Origin of the sequence: Clostridium sp. AF34-10BH, from assembly GCF_003478095.1 — a bacterium.
Lineage (GTDB): Bacteria > Bacillota > Clostridia > Lachnospirales > Lachnospiraceae > Acetatifactor > Acetatifactor acetigignens.
In genome coordinates, this window is sequence record NZ_QUEC01000002.1 from 208,439 (window position 1) to 231,777 (window position 23,339).

General features: G+C 48.3%; 17 protein-coding genes. All 17 read right to left on the reverse strand.

Going from position 1 to position 23,339, the window contains the following annotated elements; all coding sequences use genetic code 11:
- Positions 1-9: 9 nt before the first annotated feature.
- Positions 10-1,170, reverse strand: coding sequence for a hypothetical protein (locus DWZ61_RS02915; protein ID WP_118537326.1), 1,161 nt, complete (start codon positions 1,168-1,170; stop codon positions 10-12).
- Positions 1,171-1,191: 21 nt separating this feature from the next.
- Positions 1,192-2,043, reverse strand: a complete 852-nt coding sequence (locus DWZ61_RS02920) for a hypothetical protein (RefSeq protein WP_118537327.1) — start codon at positions 2,041-2,043, stop codon at positions 1,192-1,194.
- Between the two features lie 33 nt (positions 2,044-2,076).
- Complete coding sequence (locus DWZ61_RS02925; RefSeq protein ID WP_118502595.1) at positions 2,077-3,315, reverse strand: DUF5716 family protein; 1,239 nt, start codon at positions 3,313-3,315, stop codon at positions 2,077-2,079.
- Between the two features lie 37 nt (positions 3,316-3,352).
- Entirely contained in the window at positions 3,353-6,928 is a 3,576-nt protein-coding gene (locus DWZ61_RS02930) for a DUF5717 family protein (RefSeq protein ID WP_118537328.1), read from the reverse strand.
- 77 nt (positions 6,929-7,005) lie between these two features.
- Entirely contained in the window at positions 7,006-7,893 is an 888-nt protein-coding gene (locus tag DWZ61_RS02935; protein WP_118537329.1) for a hypothetical protein, read from the reverse strand.
- Positions 7,887-8,585, reverse strand: coding sequence for an ABC transporter ATP-binding protein (locus DWZ61_RS02940; protein ID WP_118537330.1), 699 nt, complete (start codon positions 8,583-8,585; stop codon positions 7,887-7,889). The genes DWZ61_RS02935 and DWZ61_RS02940 overlap by 7 nt, the downstream gene beginning before the upstream one ends.
- A gap of 46 nt (positions 8,586-8,631) precedes the next feature.
- Entirely contained in the window at positions 8,632-8,991 is a 360-nt protein-coding gene (locus tag DWZ61_RS02945; RefSeq protein ID WP_118537331.1) for a GntR family transcriptional regulator, read from the reverse strand.
- Between the two features lie 252 nt (positions 8,992-9,243).
- Positions 9,244-10,485, reverse strand: coding sequence for a peptidoglycan-binding protein (locus DWZ61_RS02950; RefSeq protein ID WP_117466221.1), 1,242 nt, complete (start codon positions 10,483-10,485; stop codon positions 9,244-9,246).
- Between the two features lie 301 nt (positions 10,486-10,786).
- Positions 10,787-12,892: a molecular chaperone HtpG gene (htpG, locus tag DWZ61_RS02955; protein WP_118537332.1), complete on the reverse strand. Its 2,106-nt coding sequence runs from the start codon at positions 12,890-12,892 to the stop codon at positions 10,787-10,789.
- Positions 12,893-13,093: 201 nt separating this feature from the next.
- The gene (locus DWZ61_RS02960; protein ID WP_118502607.1) at positions 13,094-14,170 is read right to left on the reverse strand and encodes a peptidylprolyl isomerase; all 1,077 of its coding nucleotides are present in this window, start codon (positions 14,168-14,170) and stop codon (positions 13,094-13,096) included.
- A 168-nt stretch (positions 14,171-14,338) separates the two neighbouring features.
- Entirely contained in the window at positions 14,339-15,394 is a 1,056-nt protein-coding gene (locus DWZ61_RS02965) for a branched-chain amino acid aminotransferase (RefSeq protein ID WP_279220466.1), read from the reverse strand.
- A gap of 159 nt (positions 15,395-15,553) precedes the next feature.
- A complete protein-coding gene (locus DWZ61_RS02970) occupies positions 15,554-16,507 on the reverse strand; it encodes a hypothetical protein (RefSeq protein WP_022313539.1) in 954 nt (317 codons plus the stop codon).
- Between the two features lie 12 nt (positions 16,508-16,519).
- Positions 16,520-17,014, reverse strand: a complete 495-nt coding sequence (locus DWZ61_RS02975; RefSeq protein ID WP_022153191.1) for a dihydrofolate reductase — start codon at positions 17,012-17,014, stop codon at positions 16,520-16,522.
- Positions 17,015-17,125: 111 nt separating this feature from the next.
- Positions 17,126-17,974, reverse strand: a complete 849-nt coding sequence (gene thyA / locus DWZ61_RS02980; RefSeq protein ID WP_117466224.1) for a thymidylate synthase — start codon at positions 17,972-17,974, stop codon at positions 17,126-17,128.
- 133 nt (positions 17,975-18,107) lie between these two features.
- The gene (locus DWZ61_RS02985) at positions 18,108-19,709 is read right to left on the reverse strand and encodes an MBL fold metallo-hydrolase (protein ID WP_117466225.1); all 1,602 of its coding nucleotides are present in this window, start codon (positions 19,707-19,709) and stop codon (positions 18,108-18,110) included.
- Between the two features lie 24 nt (positions 19,710-19,733).
- Positions 19,734-21,494, reverse strand: a complete 1,761-nt coding sequence (locus tag DWZ61_RS02990) for an ABC transporter ATP-binding protein (protein WP_118537334.1) — start codon at positions 21,492-21,494, stop codon at positions 19,734-19,736.
- Between the two features lie 29 nt (positions 21,495-21,523).
- The gene (locus DWZ61_RS02995) at positions 21,524-23,143 is read right to left on the reverse strand and encodes a diguanylate cyclase (protein ID WP_117466227.1); all 1,620 of its coding nucleotides are present in this window, start codon (positions 23,141-23,143) and stop codon (positions 21,524-21,526) included.
- Positions 23,144-23,339 lie beyond the last annotated feature (196 nt).

Sequence of the window (23,339 nt, forward strand, 5' to 3'; positions counted from 1 at the left end):
GTCAATTCTTTATCGGTCGTACCGCTCCACCATGGCCAGGATCTCCTGGGCATATTTCGGATAGGTGGCTGCGATGTCTTTTACTTCGTTTCTTGCACTCTCCGCTACTTCCTGATTGTAGTCCATCTGTTTACGGAGCACCTGTCTTCTCTGGATCAGTTCGTGACGGATCTCCACCATTTCCCGCTTGTCCAAAAGCGCAGCTGTCTGGCTGATCCAGCGCTCCGGCATCTGCACACGATAACCGGCCAGCTGCTGTACCAGCTGCTTCTGGTAGTACTCGATCTTAGCTTCCGCCTCTGCGAACTGCTTCCGCTCTTCCTTTTCGTCCTGATACATTTTCCACTGTTTTTCCAGCTTTGCTGCACTGTCCGTATTGTACTTCAGATACAGATATTCCATCAGCTGACAGTTGTTCACATAGCGGATCTTGACTTTATTCTGCAGCTGGATGATCTTGTTGATGGTCTTCTCCACCCGCTGCAGTTCCCGTCCTGCATCCATGTACCGGATGCAGACATAGGAGATGGCTACAGCTCCTGCACCTACTGCCAGAAAAAGTCCCACATAGACATCCATTTCAAAAACATACTGCAGGATCACCAGCATGATCACACAGACGATCAATGCCGTAAGGAAAATGACAGACATGCCCCGTTGGTTGTTCATCAGATTCTCCAGCTCATTTCTCCGGTATTCGTAGGCATGTCGTTCTCCGTCCAGTCTGTGCAGATCCTGCCTTATCAGATTGCCGTATTTCTCGCCGTCCCGAATCTTCTGAATGCCTTCTTCAATCTCGTTCTCTCTTTTGCGGATCGCATAGAAGTCCGCATCACGCATACGGTTCTTCTTTTCCCGGTATCTGCTGCGTTCCTGTTCCAGCCCGGCCAGCTTGCCGGCCACCCGGTTGACCTCTTCTCTCTGCTCTGCTGGCAGGGCCTCAATCTCATCCGTATCCGTCAGATAAGAAGTCACCAGCGTATACTCTCCCGTCAGGAGGTCGATCTCCTTGGAAGCCTCTGCGATCTGCTCCAGGCAATTTACAATGTAACGTTTTCTCTGGTCTTCCTCATCAAAATTCACACCGTTGCGGGTATAGACCAGCTGTTCCCAGTCCTCTTCCTGCTGTATCGGTTCTTTTTTCTTAAATAAACGGTTCCACCACGCCATAATTCTCTCCTGCTGTCTTCTCTATACGCTGACACTTGTCCGGTAACTGTTTTTCAGTGCCTGAGTCAGTCTCTTATTTTCCGCATCGTATCTCACCCTGTCGTTCACCCGCCAGTCACCACGCAGCCGTAGCTGTCGGTACTCTGGCTGCTGTTCCCATTCCCATTCAAATTGCTCGATCCGCTTTTCCAGTTCCAGGGACTCCGTATAATTTTCCGGATTCTGCGCTGCAAATGCCACATAGGCATCCTCCGTCAGTTCCATTCTCTTTGCCGCCAGATAGGCATCCAGGTGTTCTCTGTCCGGATCGGTCTTCCAGGCTTCGTTAAAGTAATATGCCGCCTTGCCATAAAACATCAGCCCTGTCAGCGCCACACCCTTATTGTGCAGGATCGCCGCCCGGACTTTTCCCGCCGGAAGTTCCTTGCCTTCCTGTTCCAGATGGTTCCAGGTCTCCAGCAGCATATCATATCCGCGGATGGCTGCCGCATATTTTCTTTTTTCCACCATATAGTCGATCTGGCTCTTGCGTTTCTCCAGATTGCTGAGTCCGGCTCCTTGCTTCAGTACCTGCTCCACCTGCAGGATTTCTTCCGGATCGTACATCCCCACATATTGCAGGATCGTCACCACGAACACACTTAAAGATCCCTGCTTATGTACCATGGGGTAGAGCTGTTTTGCCAGTTCCCACACTTTACATTCTTCTCCGATCCAGTCCACCAGCTTATCGTTCATGATGGACAGGTCTAACAGGAATGCATTCTCCTTTAGGCAATAGCACAACTCTTCCATACTATAGACCCGGATATCCAGGCCTTCCACATTATAGGCATTCTCGCAATATTCTCCTACACACAGACTTGCCTTCATTTTTCATCCTCATTTTCTCTGCCCCGGGCAGATCTACAACTCTATTTCTTCCTTCCAGATATGATGCGTAGCTGTTCGGAAGCTGCCAAAACCAAGATCCTCCAGTTCCACCTGCAGATGTGTTTCATCCTTCATCTCCACCTGAATCCGCAGTCTGGTGATTCCTTCCTGCAATTCTTCCGGCACGATTCTGGCGATCCGGCTGCCCTTTCCCGTCAGGGACGTGATCAGGATCTCCACCGCTCTTCCTTCCAACAGGTAAAACTCCATGGTATTCTGCGCCTCATACCAGTTGATTCCGGCGTCTAACAGTGCCTGATAGGATTCCTCTCCCTGTCTGCGCACTTTCATACCGATATTGGATTTCAATTTATCCTGTCCCAGATAGACATGATTTTGTCCGTTTTCACTGGGATGCAGTCGCTCCATCATGCTGTAGCAGGCACCCTTGCTGAACAGGTTGTTCCCCTGAAAGACTCTCCGTCCACGGCACAGATAGCGTAGCGATTCTTTCATCCATTCTTGAGAAAACTCTTCCCCGATCAGATATACCGAGGACACCATCCGGTTCTCACATAGCTGTGTGGCGATCTCCAGGAACTTTTCATCCGATTTTTCCACCGGAAAAGGGAATTCCCGCTCTTCGATGTACGTTACCACCGGCGTCGTATGGCGGTTGCATTCCATATAATAAGTCTGGATGGAACTGTCCCTATACTCGCACAGCACGCTCCCCTGCTTCCACAGATTTTCCGGCTGATACAGATTGTAATAATAAAAGCTCTCCCGATGGCTCTGAAAACAGACAGCATCCGTCTTCAGGTGTAATGCCTCCACTGCCTGCGTCAGCACCTCCAGCATTCCTGCATCCAGTTCCTCGCAGGTGATCATCAGGGCCCCGATCCGCTCTGTGGAAGTCATCTGGGACAGCATTCCCAGACTACGCTTGAGAAAAAGAGTCAGTAGTGCCACCGGATCCAGAGTCGTTCCATCGATCTGCACCGGTTCCCCATCTTTTGCCAGCTTCAGAAGATGCTCCACCAGGATTCCCTCTTCTTCCTCCGCATGCCGGAGGGCTTCACTTCCATAGAACCACTGGTTGACTCCCTGTCTCTTGCTCAGGACCAGGGGAATCGTATAGACCTGTGAGCCTGCAACGGAAGACAATGTGGTGATCTCTTCTTCCCTGCCTGTGACATAGCAGCTGATCTGCGCATAATCTTTCCCCAGGTCATAACCCACTATAACTTTATCACTTCCCGGCAGTCGCATGTTCTTCCGCCTCCTCTCCTGCTGTCTTTTTTTATCTTTACTGCAATGTGAACAATCTGTGATCCAGATATTCCCTGCGGTAATATTCCTCGATCAGATGATCCAGTGTCGTATCGTCCTGCAGTGTCATGCTGATCATCATATCATTGATAATCTCGTATTTGCTGTCCGGACTTTCATTCATAATATCGCTCTTCTGCAGGCTTCCGCTCTCCGTCAGCTGTTCTTCGTTCTCTGATTCTTCCATAATGTAATATTGAAGATTCTCCCCGAAAAACAGTACGAATTCCTTGAAAAATACACCGCTGTATACTTCCTGCATATATTCCGACAGGTAATCCTCCGCCTGCCCGTTCTCATGCATCATCACATAATGAATCCTTGCACGGACGCCGCCTCTTGTGTGATACTCCACGATAGTCTTGTCCTTCATCTCCTGCAGCTGTGGCAGGCAGTCCTGATATTCCCTGAAAAAGTTCAGATGAATGTGGTCCTTCATCATTTCCTCCAGGAAATTCCGGACCAGAGTTTCATCTTCCCGCTCCAGCTTGTCCTTATTCTCCGCATAGAATTTCAGATAAGCCAGCTTGCAGATCCGCTGGGTCTCTTCTCCCCGCAGATAGCAGTTACGGATCTCCCGGAATACATATTCCTCCGTGATCTTCTCCCGGCAGAAATAATCATAAGAGCTCTGTACAAGCACAGCTTCCTCGATCTCCTGTCTGGCTCCCTGGGATACATAATAACGGAAAATATCCATCCGCTCTCCCACAAATGCCCCGGAGAACAGCATCTGCAGCAATATCTTTTCACTTAAGCTGTAGCAGTCTATCTCAAAGGATCTTGCCGCTTTCCAGATGTCACGCAATTCCTTCGTGGTACCGGTGGCATAACGCACCAGATACTCTAAAATTCCACCGTTGTATTTTCCCTTGCGGAACACCGTCAATGCCGCCGCATACAGGACTGCCTCTCCCTCATGGACCGACTGCGTGATCACACCGTCCGTAAGCCGCAACAGAATCTTGGCCTCCACAAAATAAGGGGTATATGCTTCGATCCAGGCATATGCCTTCTCATAATTTCCCCGCAACACCAGAAAACGCAGGATCAGTTCCCGCTGTTCCTCCGTAAAGCCGTCCCCCTGCAGCTCCTGCAGGTATTCATCCAGTGCCTGCAAATTATCCGCGTCGAAATAGGCCTGTACCAGCTGTACCGCAATCTCACTGCGCAGCTTCGGCTCCACGGCATCGCTTTCCACCAGTCTTGCCATCCGCATCAGCTTTGTGGAAGATATGGTCTCTTCTGTTCTGCCGTTCTCCATGAAATACAGATCCAGTTCTGCCGTATCCGGCACATAATGTTCCAGAAGTCTGAGATATTTCCCCGGTACCAGCAGTTTTTCCAGGGTATATTCCACATTTTTAAGGAACCTGTTACCATATGCATCCTCAAAAGCAATGGTATAATCATTCCCGTAGACTGCCACCCAGGCCGTGCCGTTTTGCAGAGGCGTCTCGGACAGTATCAGATTCCCCGGCTGGCTGACGATCACCTTACGCATTCTGCTGTCATCCACTCTTACCATATGGGCAAACAACAGACGGGACAAAGGCTTCGCCATAGCTTCCGTTACAATGGCCGGAGACAGGAATTCCTGATACAGTATTGCCAGATGTCTGTTAATATGCTGCTTCTGGATCTGGTCAATGACGAACCGCTCCATTCTCGGCTCGTAATGTTCGTACAGTTCCTCATAATCTTTCCGGTGTTTTAACAGATACGCATACAGGAACGCACTATGTTCATAATCCAGATTGCTCTGGAAAGAAAAATACATCAGAATCACTTTCGGAAGCTCCAGCACAGCATCCAGATCTACCGACGCCATATAATATTCATAGAGATTCGTGATCCTCAGATGGCTTTCCACACCCATCTGATACCACGTGAAGGCATCCGGTCCCGTCTTACTTCCCTTGATCAGAAGGCTGCACACCTCCTGCAGGATCCGCACATCCTTCTTTTTCTCATACAGTCTTCGTAAAATTCTGCCCAGTAGTGGAGAATACTCTCTGACTCTTCCCGACAGATACAACAGCTGTTCGATCAGGCTGTCGTTTACCGCATCCTGACGGACACCGAAGTTCAACACCTGCAGTTCAAAACTGTTCAATTTACGTAGCAGCGCCGGATTGCCGTTCAAAAGGGCCAGTGCTTCCAGGTAGATCACCGGACTGGTGCAGCCGTACTGGTACTGTTTTTCTAAGAACATCCATTTCCCGGAGGTTGAACGATTGTATTCCTCCGACAGATACAACAGCAGCCATGCCACACGCCAGCGGGTCCTGTCATAGCGGTAGATCTGTTCCACCTGCTCCGCCATTTGCAGTGTATACTGGGGGTCCCTGTGGATCAGTGTGGTCAGATACAGATAGTAAGCCCACTGTTCTCCGCCGGTAGCTCCCTGGGCTTCCAACATGTCCGCCGCGTGATCCAGGATCCATCCGGCTTCATTGTAGCGTTCCTCTGTGATCAGAAGCTGTGCCTGGAACAGTCTCGCCGGCACATCCTTCTCATCCATGGTCACCATGCGCTCCACCAGTTTGCCGGTCTCCGCGAGCCAGGTTCCCGTACCGATCTTTTTCAGTCTCGATTCTTCATAATATTTCATGATCTTTGTGATGCACTGCATATGACTGTGATCCGCATGCCGGGCCACTACACCGTCTCCCAGCTGTACCATGACCGGGATCTCCAGTGAAGTATAAGCATTATATATGTAGACTTTACCGAAATTTTTGCCAGATCTGCACAGGCTGCTGTCGATGTAGACCGGCAGGCGGCAACGGTTTCCCAGAAAATCATCGTCTGTAATGTTTTCCTTTTCCGTAAAGACAAATTCACCCTCACACTCGATCTGGAGATTCGTATATCCCCAGCCGTTCCTCACGATGGTCAGATTGTTCTCCGTGATGCCGTAATTATCTGCGCTGCGAGGCAGTTTTTTCACCAGTTCTTTCTCTTCCGTCAGGAATTCCAGCTGTTGCTTTTTATTGATACAGATCAGGAATTCCTCCACATTTTGTTCGTTGCCCTCATAAGTGGACAGGATCCGGTAACTGTCATAGAAATGGGCATCGTTCCCCTGGAACAGCCGCAGAAATTCCGGATCATAGAACAGCCGCACAGCTTCCTTCCAGTTGCTCTTCGCCAGGTTGGCAAAATGGAACAGATTCCGGATAGCCCCGATGGAAGAATTCAACATCCCATGCTCCACCGTCACCACAAAAGGAAGATTGTATTCTCCTCTGTTGCTGACTACGGAAAAAGAGCCCTTGATCACATCCCCTTCCTCCAGATCTTCTCCGTGGAAGCAGTAAAAAATTTCTGCATCGGAGCCGGTAAACTGATCCGTCATACATTCCATCCGAAGATGGTCCGAGATCACGGATCCCTTTACATAGCCTTCCGACGCAGAAAGAATGTGAAAAGAGCCCTCATATATTGTCCCCTGTGACAGGGAAATCTCTATTTTAGCGCAGGAGAATTCCAAAGAACCGTTCTCATAATCGAAGTTTCCTCCTAAAATTCTATCAATAATCTCCTGCATGTACCTTCACCCGTTCCCTGTTGTCATTTGGATTTATTATACCAAATTTACCAGTTGAGGGCAAGGTGTAGACCCGGTTAGTCCAGGTTTAATTTTCGGTTCATGATGTAATAAGATACGCCGTACATGATGGCCGCAATGAGCAGGCTGGTGATCACGTTAATGTCATAGGCCATATTGGTCGTTACCGAAAATCCGCCGGAGTTGCTCATGACATTTGTGCCAAACATGAAGGCACTCTGTACAGTACTTCCGATGATGGAAGACAGGATCGTCAGGCCGGCATATGCCAGGATTCCCATCAGGCCTTTATGTTTGGAGGAAAGCTGTCCGATGGTCAGCGCTCCGAACAGGGTGACCATAGTAATGAAAGGTCCTGCCACATAGGTTAAGAGTAGTGTAATCCCATAATGCAGCAGATTGATTCCCATCTCTTCTTCGTATGTTCTGCCAAGTTCATAAAAAGCATCTGCCAGGAATTCCCAGATATTTCCATTATATTGTATCAGTACACCACTCAGTTCACCAATATTTAAAAGTCCTGTCATCAAAGAGACGACCAGTGCCACCACTGAAATACCAATGCCTATCGAAATGAACAGATACCAGACACCGGACACCAGTACCTTGCTTAAGAACAGTTGGTTGGCCGTCACCGGCAGGGTGTGGGACAGATATCCCTCATCCGTATACATGCTGCGGTAAAAGCGGATGCCCAGGAAGATCAGCATACCCCAGGTGGATGCCAGCAGCATGATCACATACAGGATCAGGATTGCCGCGAAGGAAGAGATCACAAGCCAGGCCTGCGCGCCATTTACATCATTGCTGTCGAAAAATTCCGCCACTCCCGGCATTTGCAGTACGACACAGCCGATCACTGTGACGATAAACATTCCCAGAAGCATCAGTGTACCGGCTTTCCAGATATTTTTCCATTCATATTTCATTAACTTTCCTAACATGCGAACACCTCCCTGAAGTAAGCATCTACAGACTTACCTTTCTCTTCTCTGATATTGTCAACGGATGTATATAACACCAGCTGACCATAACGCATGAAGATGACTTCATCCAGTACCTGTTCCACATCCTCGATCAGATGGGTAGAGATCAGCACGGTGGCTTCCGGATTGTAGTTGTTGATAATGGTGCGCAGGATGTAATCTCTCGCTGCCGGATCCACACCGGCAATCGGCTCATCCAAAATATACAGGCTGGCATTCCTGCTCATCACTAAGATCAACTGTACCTTCTCCTTCGTACCTTTGGACAATGTCCGCATTTTCACTGCAGGATCGATCCCCAGACTCTTTAACATCTCTTCCGCACGTTCCCTGGAAAAGTCTGTATAAAAGTCCTGAAAGAAATCCAGGATCTCCCGGATCGTCTGATTCATGGTCAGATACGTGCGGTCCGGCAGATAAGCTACCTTGCTCTTGGTCGCCGGTCCTACATAATTTCCGTCGATCATAATAGTGCCTTCCGTCGGTGTCAGCAGACCGTTCAGCATTTTGATCAGTGTCGTCTTACCGCTGCCGTTGGGTCCCAACAGGCCAATGATCTTCCCCTTGGGGAGACTTACGGTCAGATTGTTCACAGCCACATTGGCACCATATTTCTTGGTCAGATTTACAATTTCTACCAGATTATTCATTTCTATTTCCGCCTCTCTTTATTTTCATCATAAATTTGCACCCCTGTCAGGCCTGTACCTTATCGAAGAGATTCCGGATCTCCTCTCTCTGATATCCCAGTTCCTGCATGTTGTTGATAAAATTCCGGACATGCCCGGCTGCCAGCTGTTCTCTGGTATTCCCGATCAGCTCAGTGTCCTCCGTCACGGTTCTGCCGCTGGTGCGCTGTGTCACGATCAGGCCGCTCCGCTCCAGTTCCGCAAAAGCTTTCTGCATCGTATTCGGGTTCACCGCCGCCACGGCCGCAAGATCTCTGACACTCGGCAGCTTCTCTCCCGGCTGATATTTGCCGGACACGATCTCTTTCTGGATCCGCTCCACCAGCTGCGCATATATGGGTCTGTCAGCATCCAATTCCCACGCCATTCCTATCATCCTTTCTTGTTTCTTATTTTCTGTTTCTTATTACCTGTCACGCATCGTTTCTATCGATGCCTCCCCGGGTCCCTCATTGTCTTGTTGTTTTACTGTATTATTTATTTAATACAATAATACGTTATTTATTTTTATCTGTCAAGCGGATTTTATGCTTGTCCGGGAAAATTGTTGGAATTACACTTGTTACAACATGGTAAATGGGAAGTTACGCGGCTCATTGCTCGCGTAACTTCCCATTTACTACGCATCCGGCTCCGAAATACGTGTCACCCCCACATAAATATCCGAGATTTCAAACCATGTAGGATAATCCACGATTCCGGTCTGAGGAAGATTAAATATCTTCTGGAACGTCCGGACAGCCTCCGCAGTACCGGAGCCATAGATTCCGTCGGGTGTCAACGTAGGAATCGCCGGATAATTTCTGGCGATCCGGTTCAACTGCTGTTGCAGCTGACGGACTTTTTCCCCGGAAGAACCGATAGTCAGATCATACCCCGGCCAGGAAGAAGGCACTCCCGAAATAATATCTGCGGAATTGATATACATATCATTGCCGTAATAATAATGAATGATATCAATAGCGGAATATCCCTGATCCGCCAATGACTTGGAGCCCCACTGGCTCAGCCCCCGGCAGGTAGTCCGATTACCGTCACAATACGATGTGAAAATGGGCTGTCGTACACCGGGCCTTGACAAATAGTTGGTAAAAATGGAATCTACCAGATAGTCGATCTCTTCGAACACATTTCTGCCATAGATCCATTTTTGATCATACGCCGTAGAAGAAGTTATCGTAAAATCGTACCCACGTCCCCTGTACCACTCTGTAAATATACGGTTTAACGTAAATGATTGAATGACCAGAATATTAGCATAAATTGCACTCTCCGGCCAGGTGGAATAAATCTCGCTGGAGGCCACATTTTTAATGTAATCCTTATAGCGCACCCAGTAATTCCGGGCAGTGGGATCCTCCGGAACACCGTCATGTACGATCACATATTCCGGAATCACCACACGGCTCAGTACGATCTCCCCGGTCTCGTTCATAGGTTTGATTTCTTCTTCCGGAATCTTCGGAGGATACTCTCCGAAAAGCGTATGTGCAGGTATTACTACTACTTTTTCTTCCTCCTCTGTTACATTCAGCGGATTCATGCGGATCGGTTGTAGGGAAAATTCGCCTGCCAGAATTTCGGAACCAGATACCAGTACCGGTTCAAAGCCTTCTGCAGTCACCTGAATGTTGTACTCCGAATAGGGCTGTGCCGTAATATCCGGAGATAAAGAAAGCTCTCTCGGCGGCGCATCCAGTGTTATCGTAGGGGTTTGCCCGGATTCGTCAGTAGTCATCGTCTCCAGCGGGGAATCCGGATCCCCGGTATAGGAGACGGTGACGGTCGCGCCGGGTATCGGTGTCATCCTCAGAGCGGAGACAACGCTGATCTGAAGTGTTCCTGTATAAGTAGTGTCCATGGACAGAGGTCCTTTCTGCCTATGCCGTTTTGTCTGTCTTGATCCGGTCAGGCAACAAATGTTCCTTACAGAATATGCAAAGTCAGAAAAATATGTGCATGTTCCCATATACTAAGTAGACTAACTTCTATCCGTTTTGTCTTCATCATACATCTACTTGATTAACAGACGGGTGATATGCATTCACTAAATACTAATTCCGGTACCGGTCTGCATCTGTCCCCGAGCCGCCGTGTAGCCCAAAAAAGGAACCACAAACCGTTCCCAGATTGTGATTCCCTTTGTTTTTAATCCGTCATTTTTATTTGGTCAACAGCATCATAATGTCATTGCTTCTTGCCACGAACTTGGTCATGGCATCGGCGGACAAGGGTGCATGCTGGAGCTTTGCCAGATCGTACAGCTGCTCGCAGATCATTTCTGCGTTCTCGCCGTCCTGGTGCTCGGTGATGTACTGTACCAGAGGATGGTTGGCATTCAGAATCAGGGTCTCGCCCTCACCGCCGAAAGCACTCATATCCATGCCGGGCATGGAGTACATCTTCATCATATCCTGCATACGTCTGCTCTCTTCGGACAGCGTGATCATGGAAGAGATCTTCTTGTTCTTCAGCTTCTCTACCTTGACAGTGATCTTGTCGTTCTTCAGAGCTTTCTTCATCAGCTTGCTGATGCTCTCTGCCTGCTCTTCCATCTCTTTTTCAGCCTTCTTGGAAGTCTTGGACTTCAGGGCATCGGTCACATCCGCATCGATACGCTGGAACTTGATTCCCTCATTCTTCTGCTCCAACTGGGAGATGAAGGGCTGATCGATATTATGGGTCAGGATCACAGCATCCATCTTAGCAGCCTTGAACATATTGATGTACTGGCTCTGCTGCTGTTCATCCGTTACATAGTAAATGATCTTTTCCTTCTTCTCTTCCCCGGCATTCTCCTCAGAAGCCTCCGCTTCAGATTTATCCTCTACGACTTCGGCTTCTACCTTGTTGCCGTTCTCATCTATGGCAGTTTCCTTGTTCTCTTCCTCATCCTGAGGCTTGATCTCCAGGCACTCCGGCAGCGTCAGATATTTGCCGTCCAGATTCTTGAAGAGGATGTAATCGTTCATCTTCTCACAGAACTTGTCATCCTTCAGGCAGCCAAACTTGATGAAAGGACTGATGTCATCCCAGTATTTGTCGTACTCTTCCTTGTCTGTCTTGCACATGCCTGCCAGCTTGTCCGCTACCTTCTTGGTAATGTACTCTGCGATCTTCTTGACAAATCCATCATTCTGCAATGCACTTCTGGATACGTTCAGAGGCAGATCCGGGCAGTCGATGACACCCTTTAACAGCAGCAGGAACTCAGGAATGACTTCCTTGATGTTATCTGCGATAAATACCTGATTGTTGTACAGCTTGATGGTACCTTCGATGGACTCATACTCCATGTTGATCTTCGGGAAGTACAGGATACCTTTCAGATTAAAAGGATAATCCATATTCAGGTGGATCCAGAACAGAGGCTCCTTGTAATCCTGAAATACCTTGCGGTAGAAGTCCAGATACTCTTCCTTCGTGCACTCATTGGGATGCTTGGTCCACAGAGGCTGTGTCTCGTTGATCAATTCAGGACGCTTTCTGATCTTCAGCTTCTTAGGCTCTTCTGTTCCCTCAGCAGCTTCAGCATTTTCACCTTCTGCCGCTTCCTTCTTCTCCGGCTCGATCTCTTCCAGGACTTCATCATCGGGAAGCTTTTCCTCTTCCTTGATGATCTGGGTCTCCTTGGTGTTCGCCTTGGACAGATAGATCTCGGTAGGCATGAAGGAACAATACTTCTTCACGACCTCACGAGCCTTGTACTCATTACAGAACTCCAGACAATCTTCATTTAAAAACAGGGTAATGGTCGTACCGACATCCGTCTTGTCTCCGTCTTCCATGGAGAACTCGGTGCCGCCGTCGCACTCCCAGTGCACTGCCTTGGCGCCGTCCTTGTAGGACAAGGTATCAATGTGTACTTCATCCGCTACCATGAATGCAGAATAGAAGCCCAGTCCAAAATGACCGATGATCTGGTCGGAATTGCTCTTGTCCTTATATTTCTCAATGAAATCCGTTGCGCCGGAAAATGCGATCTGGTTGATGTACTCTTCCACTTCGTCGTCAGTCATGCCCAGACCGTTATCCTTGAAGGTCAGTGTCTTCTTTTCAGGATCCACGATGACATCCACACGTCCCTTATAGCCTTCAGGCAGGGCATATTCTCCCATCATGTCCAGCTTTTTCAGCTTGGTCACGGCATCGCAGCCGTTAGAGATCAACTCTCTGTAGAAAATATCGTGATCGGAATACAACCACTTTTTAATGATCGGAAATATGTTTTCACTGTTAATTGACAAACTGCCGTTTTTTGCTACCATTATTACCACATCCTTTTCTAAAATTGCACAGCCATGGCTGACTGTTTCCTAACTGATTCTAAGTGTAGGACTGTAAAATTAAAAAGTCAAGGCAAATTTAGCACTCATTATAAATGAGTGCTAACAATCAGTCAAAAATCCAGTATTTATCAATATTTCCGTAATTCTAAAATTTTAATAAAGCGTGTAAAAAACCAGAAATTACTCCTCCGGAAAGTACTTTGCATACACATCAAAAAAGTTGTCCGTAGTCACCTGTTCGTCCATGATCAGCGTGATCTCATCCCACAGCTTGTCATTGAGCTGACGCACCAGTGTATTCACAAAGCTGTCATACTCCTGCCCGAAGACTTCCCGTTTCCGCTCTTCTACAATCTTTAATTTATTAGCGTCCGTCTCTTCCCGATCCAACGTATTGATGCATTTGATAATGTAATAGCCTCGTTCACATTTCACAACCTGGCTCACCTCGTCTGTTGCCAAATTGAAAGCCGCTTCCTCATAAGCGCTCTCCGCTTCTCCTTTGCCAAAGGAATAGGTGATCTCGGAATCGTCGCTGTATTTGGATGCCAGTTCCGTGAAATCGTGTTCTCCGTCCACCGCCAGGTCTCTTACCTCGCAGGCTTTCTCATAGGCACTCTGAATGGAGCTTTCCGAATAAGGCTTCAGGTTTCCGTCCATATCCGTGGATGCTGTTGCAAAAAAGATCTGCTGCACCGTAATTTTGCGAGCCTCGTCATCACTGATCTCCGGATTGATGTCCTGTATAATCAACTGATAGACCTTGTCTGCCATGGCATATTCCCGATACAGATTCTCCACAATCTCCTCCGTGGCACCCATAGCCTCGATCTCCGTATCATTTAAGGAAGAATAATACTCCTGTGCCGCCTGAACGACCTTTGCCTCCTCGGCTTCATCCAACGTGACCTCTTTCTCTTTTGCCAGCAGGTACATGGTCTTGATCTGAGCAATCCTTGCCAGCACTGTCTCCTTGACATTATCCTCCAGAGTCACTCCGTTCAGGGAAGTATTCCAGATCTCCGTCCCGTAGACATTCTCATATTGATTCTGGGTCGTGGTCAGGTAGATCATGATCTCCGCCTTAGAGCAGGACTCGTCCCCGATCCGAAATACCTCATTTTTCCCAAATCCTGTGGTAAATACCACTTTTGTGCCGTCACTGCTGCCGCAGGCGGTCAGTCCCGTCACCATACTTATTCCCAGCACTCCCGCCACCAATACCGCGGTGATATGACATCTATTTTTAAAAAACATAACATTTCCTACTTTCTCAAAGTCTCTAAATTCTGATTATACCCTATTTTTTTCTTCTGTGCCACGGTTTCTTGGAAGTTCAGAAAAATCTAAGAATTCTACAGACAAAAAAATGCGTGCGGATATTCTCCACACGCATTTTTAATATTATTCAATTTTGATACCAGATTACTCGATCACATGGATCCAGCCCTTAGGAGCTTCGATCCTGCCCATCTGGATACCGGTCAGAGTCTCATACAGCTTCTTGGTGACAGGTCCCATCTCGGTCATGCCGCTGGGCAGGCAGATCTCTTTACCGTGGTCAACGATCTTGCCAACAGGGGAGATTACTGCTGCGGTACCGCACAGACCAGCCTCTGCGAAGTCTTTTACTTCATCCAGGTATACTTCTCTCTCTTCTACTTCCAGTCCCAGATATTCCTTGGCAACATATACCAGAGAACGACGGGTGATGGAAGGAAGGATACTGTCGGACTTGGGAGTTACGACCTTGTTGTCCTTGGTAACGAACAGGAAGTTCGCACCGCCGGTCTCCTCTACCTTGGTACGGGTAGCAGCATCCAGATACATATTCTCATCGTAGCCTTCCTTGTGAGCGGATACGATTGCATGTAAGCTCATAGCATAGTTCAGGCCAGCCTTGATGTGACCGGTTCCGTGAGGTGCCGCACGGTCAAAGTCGGTGACACGGATGGTCAGAGGCTTAACGCCGCCCTTGAAATAAGGTCCTACAGGGGTGCACAGAATACGGAACTGATACTCATCCGCAGGCTTTACACCGATGACAGGGTTGCTGCCGAACATATAAGGACGGATGTACAGAGTTGCACCGCTGCCGTAAGGAGGTACGAAAGCATCGTTCGCCTTAACCGTCTCGGTAACAGCTTCCACGAAACGCTCCTTGGGGAAAATGGGCATCTCCAGTCTTGCTGCGGAAGACTCCAGACGTTCACCGTTTAAGTCAGGACGGAAGGTTACGATATGTCCGTCTTCTGTGGTGTAGGCCTTCAGGCCCTCGAATACGGTCTGTGCATACTGCAATACACCTGCACACTCATTTAATACGATGTTGGGATCCTGGGTCAGCTGACCGTCATCCCATTTGCCGTCCTTGTAATTGGACACATATCTGTAATCCGTAGGGGTATAACCGAAACCGATGTTACCCCAGTCAATGTTCTTCTTTTCCATTTTGTATTCCTTCTTTCCTCGGTTTACCACTCTGCCTGTTGATTTCTCTTAACAGAATTTATTGATTTTCATTATTATACCATTTGTAATAAAAGTCAATATACACATTTATGCTTTCCAGTGACTTTTTCAGCGAAAATGTGGCTCATTTCTCCTTTTAGCTGAAAACTCAAATTAAATTCACTACAATTATTTTTCTCCGGTAGCTTCCTGATATGCACTGTTCGCTACCACTGACCATCCGGTCTTATCCCCCGCAATGACCTGCAGATCTTCACTGCGGACCGCATAAAACTCCACGATCTGTGCTGCCTCTGTGGACAGATTCTCTTCCGGATTCCGGTACAGCACGAAAATCTCACATTTTCCGTTCTGCGAGGTACGATTGTAGACCAGCGTGTATGCATAGGTCTTTCCCGCCTGCTCCTGTTCTCCCAGCTGCAGATAGAAATTGCCTTTGGCATTGTAGCAGACTTCGAAGGAAAAGCCCTGTTGTTGCAGCACAGCATCATATACTGCCTGTGCGTAAGGCTCTAAGGGATCCTGTACATCTTCCGCGTTTTCCGTCTCCGACGCATAGTATTCCGCAAGCCACTGTTCTTCCATCGCCTGCTTTGCTACCGTTTCTGCATCCTCCGGGTGGGTATTTTCTTCCTTGTCCATCAATTCCGTCAGATAAGTAATGTAATCCTCACCGGCAAGCTCCGTCTCTCTCCGAAACAGCACGCCCTCTGGACGCCAGTAGGAATACCAGTGCCTGTCCGGGAACTCCATCTCTTCCACACTGATCAGATTCTCTGTGAGCCGCGTCTCCGAAGGGATGTCATTTTCAAACCAAATCCAGGCAATTCCGGCAAACGTGACGATCAGGCACAGCACTGCCCACAAAGCAATGCCGATATCCTCCAGCCACTCCCATTTCCCGGGAGTTCCCCACTTGTCCCGTATTTTCCGGTGCAGCCTGATGGGTACTCTCAGATATACATAAAACAGGAGAAGCAGCAGACACAGCAGATCCCCCAGTAACAACACATAACTGCGAAAACTTACGGGACCACCCCACAGAATCATTCTGGCTGCCACATATATTCCTGCCAGAGTAAGCAGTAAAACCGTAACTGCCAAATATATCTTCTTTTTCATCGTTTTCCGCACTCAGGCTTTCTTGCGCTCGTACTTTAAGAACTGATAGGTAATGTCAAAATAGACCTGCTCGTCACTGTCTGCGGTAATCTCCCACTCAGGATCACTGTCCAGATCCGGGAAATAGGCATCCGCCTCGTAGGCATGGTCAATCTTCGTCACATGGGCCACGTCACAGTAAGGCAGCATCTGGCGGTAAATACTCTCTCCGCCGATGATATAGATATTCTCTTCGTCATATTTCTTCAGTTCTTCCAGCAATTCTTCAATAGAGTGTACCACGATCGCATCCTTGACCTGATAATTCGGATCTTTGGACAAAATAATGTTGATGCGGTTCTTTAAAGGCATGCCCTGCGGGAAAGTCTCCAAAGTCTTGCGTCCCAGAACCACTACCTTACCTGTCGTCTCTTCGCGGAAATGCTTGTGATCGTTGGGGATGCGGATCAGCAGTTCGTTCTTGCTGCCGATGGCCCAGTTGTTGTCTACTGCTACAATTAAATTCATGGTGTACCTCGTTTCTGTTTGTTTCTATGATAATAACCGGTTTCTCCGTTCTTCGCACTCACGAAACCGTACTGATATTCGTATTCCGGGCTACCGCCCTACTTACTCATGTCAGATTGCAATCGGAATATCCCTGATCTGCTCCCCGGTCTGGTAACCCTCCAGCTTCACATCATCCGGTGTGAACTGATAGAAGTCCCTGATCTCCGGGTTCAGCCAGAACTTCGGCGCCGGGAAGGGGTCTCTGCTGATGAGCTCCTTAATGGCATCCACGTGGCGGTCATAGATATGGGCATCCGCAATGACATGCACCAGCTCGCCCACGTTCATATCGCAGACCTGTGCCAGCATATGCACCAGCACCGCATACTGTACCACATTCCAGTTGTTGGCTGCCAGTACGTCCTGGGAACGCTGGTTTAAAATGGCATTCAGGGTCAGCCTGTCCTCTCCCTTTTTCTGCGTCACATTAAAGGTCATACCGTAAGCACAGGGATACAGATTCATCTCGTGCAGATCCTGATGCACATAGATATTGGTCATGATCCGGCGGCTGAAGGGATTGTTCTTCAGATCGTAGATCACGCGGTCCACCTGATCCATCATGCCTTCCTTATACTGATGCTTCACCTGCATCTGATAGCCGTATGCCTTACCGATCGAGCCGTTTTCATCTGCCCACTCATCCCAGACGTGGCTGTTTAAATCATGAATGTTGTTGGACTTGCGCTGCCAGATCCACAGCATCTCATCTGTGGCGGATTTTAATGCCGTCCGGCGCAAGGTCAGGATCGGGAACTCCTTCGACAGATCGTACCGGTTCACTACTCCGAATTTCTTAATAGTGTAGGCAGGGGTACCATCCGGCCAGTGGGGGCGCACTTTCTCGCCCTCCGTGCTGGTACCGTTGGTTAAAATGTCATTGCACATATCGATAAAAATATGATCCGCTAAACTCATGTTGTCTCCTTATTCTGATTCCAATATAATATATAAACGATTTCTCCGTGCTTCGCACTCTCGAAATCGTCCCCCCTTCGTATTCCGGACTATCGTCCTACATACTCAGGGTTGTTTGTGCCTATGGATGCACTTATATCTCCCACTTGTCACATAGGGAATTGATCTGGTCCGCGAACTTCGCCATATCCTTGTTGGTCATGACGCCCTCGCTCTTCGTAACCAGTGCCAGTAAGCGTCTCGCAGAGGCAAGCAGTCGTTCGAAGACTCCGGTAGCAGGCTTCGTCTTTTTCTGCACGGCAACAGGTGCTGCCTCATAGGTGAACTTATTGCCTGCCAGATCGAACTCCGTACCGCTGTAAGGAGCGTAGGCTCTCTGCCCGTACTCGATCTTCAGGCACTCAGCAAATCCGGTACATACGCTGTCCTCTCCATGTACCACGAACACCTTCTTCGGTTTTTCTTCAAAGGCCCGGATCCAGTCGATCAGGCCTTCCTTATCCGCATGACCGCTCAGTCCCGTCATTTTCCGGATCTCGGCGCGCACTGAAACCGTCTCACCGAACAGCTTCACCTCATCAGCACCCTCTACCAGTGCCCGGCCCAGTGTTCCCACCGACTGATAGCCGACGAACAGGATCGTACACTCCGGTCTCCACAGATTATGCTTCAGATGATGCCGGATACGTCCTGCGTCACACATACCGGATGCGGAGATAATGACCTTGGGTGTCTCGTCGAAGTTGATGGCTTTGGATTCCTCACTGGTGATGGACAGCTTTAATCCCGAAAAAGCAATGGGATTAATGCCTTCTTTTACGAATTCCATGGCCTCATCATCGAAGCATTCCCACCTGTTCTCCTGGAATACGCCGGTAGCCTCTACCGCCATGGGACTGTCCACATACACCGGGAAATCTTCATGACCCTTTACCAGGCGCCCTACCTTGATCTTCCGCAGGAAATACAGGATCTCCTGGGTACGGCCCACAGCAAAAGACGGGATCACCACGTTACCACCCCGGTCTAAGGTCTCCTGCAGCACCTTGGTCAGTTCTGCCACATAATCCAGCTTATCCTTCGGATGCAGTCTGTCACCGTAGGTAGACTCCATCACGACATAATCCGCTTCCTTCGTAGGTGTCGGATCCTTAAGTAACGGCTGGTGCTTGTTGCCGATATCGCCGGAAAATACGATTTTTTTCGTATTGCCGTCCTCCGTCAGCCAGACTTCGATGCTGGCAGAGCCCAGCAGATGTCCGATATCCGTAAAACGGATTTTTACTCCCTCGCATACTTCCACGATCGTATTGTAATGACAGGGAACGAACCGGCGGATCACACCATCTGCATCCTCCATGGTATACAGCGGCTCCACCACTGCATTATTCGCAGAACGTTTTGCCTTACGATTCTTCCATTCCGCTTCGGCACTCTGGATATGTGCACAGTCACGCAGCATAATGCTACACAGATCCGCTGTAGCATCCGTGGAATAGATCTGTCCTCTGAAGCCTCTGGCATACAGAAGCGGCAGAAGACCCGAATGATCCACATGAGCATGAGTCAGGAATACATAATCAATCATGGATTCCGCCACCGGCAGCGGCACATTTTCAAATACATTGACACCCTGCTCCATACCGTAGTCCACTAAAATATGTTTCCCGGCAACCTCCAGATAATGACAGCTTCCGGTTACTTCATGGTCTGCCCCCACAAACACAAGTTTCATAGCTCTACCTCCGTTTTTGTAATGTTATTTCAAAGCATTGGCTGTTTCATAGAACTGATAATAGATCCCTTTTTGTTCCATGAGCTGGTCGTGATTGCCTTCCTCCACAATGCCGTCATCCGTCAGCACCAGGATCCTGTCGGAATTGCGGATACTGGAAAGTCTGTGGGCGATAGTCAGAGTAGTACGCCCCTCCGACAATTCTCCCAGAGATTTTGCCACGGCGAACTCACTCTCATTGTCCAGTGCGGAAGTGGCCTCATCCAGAATGATGATGGGCGGATTTTTCAGAAATACTCTGGCAATACTGATCCGCTGTTTCTGTCCGCCGGACAGCTTTACACCCCGTTCTCCCACATAAGTATCATAACCGTCCTTCAGTCCCATGATGAATTCATGAGCCCCGGCACGCTTTGCCGCATTGATCACATCTTCTTTCGAAGCCCCGGGACGTCCATAAGCGATATTTTCATAGATCGTACCGGAGAAAAGATACACATCCTGCTGTACGATACCGATATTGCCCCGCAGACTCTTTAACGTAAAATGCTTAATGTCCTGGCCGTCCAACAGGATCCTGCCTTCTGAGACATCATAAAATCTCGGGATCAGATTGCACAGCGTTGTCTTACCACCACCGGAAGGACCGACGATGGCCACCTTTTCTCCCGCGTGGATCTGCAGGTTCAGATCAGTGAATACCTTGTTATGGTCATCCGGATATTCAAAGCTTACTTTTTCAAAAGAGATTTCTCCCTTCGGGTCCTTCAGTTCTATGGCATCTGGCTCATCGAAGATCTCGATATCCGCATCCACGATCTGTAAAAAGCGCTCGATACCGGTCATGCCCCGCTGGAACTGTTCGGCAAATTCGATGATACGCCGGATTGTTGCGATCAGGGTGGATACATACAGCATATATGCCACCAGGTCACCAGCGGCGATCCGTCCGTTTACCATAAAAATACCGCCTGCCACCAATACCACCAGATACATCAATCCGTCAAACAGCTTCACTGTGGTATTGAATGCCGCCATGTAACGGTAGGTCAGCTTCTTAATATCCAGAAAAGTGCCGTTATCTTTCTCAAACTTGACATTTTCCACCTCTTCATTGGTAAATGCCTTGACCACCTTATGGCCCAGCAGACTATCCTCGATCCGGGCGTTCAGCTCTCCGATCTGGTTACGCTGCTTGCGAAAGGCACTTCGCATCCGGAAATTCAGGATCATGCACACACCGCACATCAGCGGCACGCACAGAAAGATCATCAATGTCAGCGGCAGATTGATATTTGCCAGAATGATAAAAGAGATTACGGTCTTGATTCCGGCGATGAAAAATTCTTCTGGGCAATGATGGGCGAATTCCGTCACATCAAACAGATCATTGGTGATCCGCCCCATGATCTGACCGACTTTGGTATTGTTATAATAAGTATTGGACAGCTTCTGCAAATGGTTGTATGCATCTCTGCGCATGTCCGTCTCGATCTTCGCGCCCATGACGTGTCCCATATCGGACATATAGTAACTGGCGATGCAATCCACGATACGAAGTCCGAAATACAGAACTCCCAGTGAAAGTATGGTCTTCACCGACAGGGACGCAAGATCCCACAGCCCTTCATTGGTAATGTAGCGCATAATTAACGGCAACACCAGTTCACAGACCGTGGTCAGTGCTGCACAGAACAGATCCATCCACAAGGTAAAACGGTATTTTTTAAAATAAGGTGCAAACCTGCGAAACAATTCGCGGGTGGAATATTGCTTGTTATCCATTGTTGTGTTCCTTTATTTTGGTTTCAGAGCTATAGGTATTGTCCTTCTCCCACATAGAAGCGTACTTTTCCTTTTTGCTCATTTTTCTGGTCATAAAGTGTTTTGTCCGCAGCCGACAGGAAATCCCACACTCGGTTTGGTTCCTTCGGAATAGCACAGACACCACCCACGGAAATCGTAAGCCAGGGTTCCACAGAAGAGTCTTCATTGGGAATCTCACATTCCCGGATGCCCATACATAGCTGTCTTGCATGTTCCTCTGCATACTCCCTGTCACGTCCCGTCATGACCACCAGGAATTCATCTCCGCCGTAACGCGCCACATAGTCCTCCGGAAAACATTTTTTCAGAGTATCCGCTACCGCGCAGATTCCTTCATCTCCCCTTCCATGTCCATAGCGATCATTCAACTGTTTGAAATGGTCAATATCCAGGAACAGAATGCCCAGTTCCTTCTCATTCAGAAGACAGTCTTCAAACACATCCTCCAGATAACGATTCAGGCTTCTCTTATTATAGAGTCCTGTCAGCTCGTCATGGTCTGCCTGATACAACAGCCGGTTTCTCTTACGTTCCTGTTCCTTCTGCTCCTCTTCTGCCGCCTGTAATCGCTTTCTAAGCTCCATCATATACATGACCTGACTGTTTTCTGTCAGCTCCCAGCTGTCTTTCAAGTGGAAGAAGGTGTCTGCGCTCTGTTTGAATTCTTCCGGAGTCATTCTGGAACTGCAATAACGCATCCGCAGAGACAAAAGCTGCAACAGCAGACTTTTATTCTGTTCAATGGCAGCTTTGGGTTCCAGACAGTTCAATACTTCCTCTATCTGTTCCGTCTTGCCTATCTTTTCCACATATTGCAGCAGATTCTGAATACTGTCGTATTCGGAAGAGACCTGTGTCATATCCTCTAATGCCATTACCGCTGTACGTACATGCTCTTCTGCCTTCTTCCTGTCTCCGTTTCGCTCCGCCAGATAAGCCAGAAATACATTGACACCCAGCCTTGTCTCACGTATGACCTCCTTGCTCTGCCCGGTCTCTTCCAGTTTACACAGTACCTTTTCCGCCTCGTCATCCATATGCAGATGCAGCAGGCAGCATCCGTACTCTGCCAGCATTTTCCGGAAATTAATCCTGCTGTATGTACTGTTGTCATCCGCCTGTTCAAATTCGCGGATACATTCCGCATGGCACTGCACAGCTCTTTCATAAGCTCCTATGAGATAATACGCATCCGACATATTGCTCAGTACAATGCTGTGCACCATCTTATCATCGTATTTTTCCGTATAATCCAATGCTTTATCGTACTGTTCCATGGCCAGCGACAGGTTGTTCTGCATATGTGCCACAATACCGATCATATTGTACACTCTGGCTACATGATGCTCCTGATCCGTTCCCAGAAGACACCTGACGCTCTCATCCAGATAATGCAGGCAGCCCTCCTGATTCCCTGTTGTCAGTTGATAAAAGGCAGCAAAATAGCAGATCCATCCGTGGATTCCCTTATCATCCTGTTCTGTCACAGAGGTAAGTGCCTGTTCCAGAGTCTCCCAGGTAAAAGGAATTCCGTCTGTCATCTGCTGATTCAGGTGTTCTGCTGTCTCTAACATCTGCTGTCTCGTTGCGCTCATATCTATATCCATACCGTCCTGTTATTCTCTGCCAGTTCCGCAAATTGCGGTTCGCCGGTTCCTATGCCCAGCCCGTTGGGCATAATCTATATTCACTTATTATTGTATTATTTTATATCGCAGTACGCAAGTTTTTTTCCTGAATAAAATGTTTCCCAATCTCCCGCAAAAATGTTAAAATGGAGTTATATTTCGTAAACTAGTACAA

Coding starts and splice junctions, on each gene's coding strand:
- thyA (WP_117466224.1), bottom strand. CDS start 17,974: ATGAGTTTAGCGGATCATATTTTTATCGATATGTGCAATGACATTTTA.
- DWZ61_RS02985 (WP_117466225.1), bottom strand. CDS start 19,709: ATGAAACTTGTGTTTGTGGGGGCAGACCATGAAGTAACCGGAAGCTGT.
- htpG (WP_118537332.1), bottom strand. CDS start 12,892: ATGGTAGCAAAAAACGGCAGTTTGTCAATTAACAGTGAAAACATATTT.
- DWZ61_RS02995 (WP_117466227.1), bottom strand. CDS start 23,143: ATGGATATAGATATGAGCGCAACGAGACAGCAGATGTTAGAGACAGCA.
- DWZ61_RS02945 (WP_118537331.1), bottom strand. CDS start 8,991: ATGGCGTGGGAATTGGATGCTGACAGACCCATATATGCGCAGCTGGTG.
- DWZ61_RS02940 (WP_118537330.1), bottom strand. CDS start 8,585: ATGAATAATCTGGTAGAAATTGTAAATCTGACCAAGAAATATGGTGCC.
- DWZ61_RS02935 (WP_118537329.1), bottom strand. CDS start 7,893: ATGTTAGGAAAGTTAATGAAATATGAATGGAAAAATATCTGGAAAGCC.
- DWZ61_RS02990 (WP_118537334.1), bottom strand. CDS start 21,494: ATGGATAACAAGCAATATTCCACCCGCGAATTGTTTCGCAGGTTTGCA.
- DWZ61_RS02970 (WP_022313539.1), bottom strand. CDS start 16,507: ATGAAAAAGAAGATATATTTGGCAGTTACGGTTTTACTGCTTACTCTG.
- DWZ61_RS02920 (WP_118537327.1), bottom strand. CDS start 2,043: ATGAAGGCAAGTCTGTGTGTAGGAGAATATTGCGAGAATGCCTATAAT.
- DWZ61_RS02930 (WP_118537328.1), bottom strand. CDS start 6,928: ATGCAGGAGATTATTGATAGAATTTTAGGAGGAAACTTCGATTATGAG.
- DWZ61_RS02975 (WP_022153191.1), bottom strand. CDS start 17,014: ATGAATTTAATTGTAGCAGTAGACAACAACTGGGCCATCGGCAGCAAG.
- DWZ61_RS02915 (WP_118537326.1), bottom strand. CDS start 1,170: ATGGCGTGGTGGAACCGTTTATTTAAGAAAAAAGAACCGATACAGCAG.
- DWZ61_RS02950 (WP_117466221.1), bottom strand. CDS start 10,485: ATGGACACTACTTATACAGGAACACTTCAGATCAGCGTTGTCTCCGCT.
- DWZ61_RS02925 (WP_118502595.1), bottom strand. CDS start 3,315: ATGCGACTGCCGGGAAGTGATAAAGTTATAGTGGGTTATGACCTGGGG.
- DWZ61_RS02960 (WP_118502607.1), bottom strand. CDS start 14,170: ATGTTTTTTAAAAATAGATGTCATATCACCGCGGTATTGGTGGCGGGA.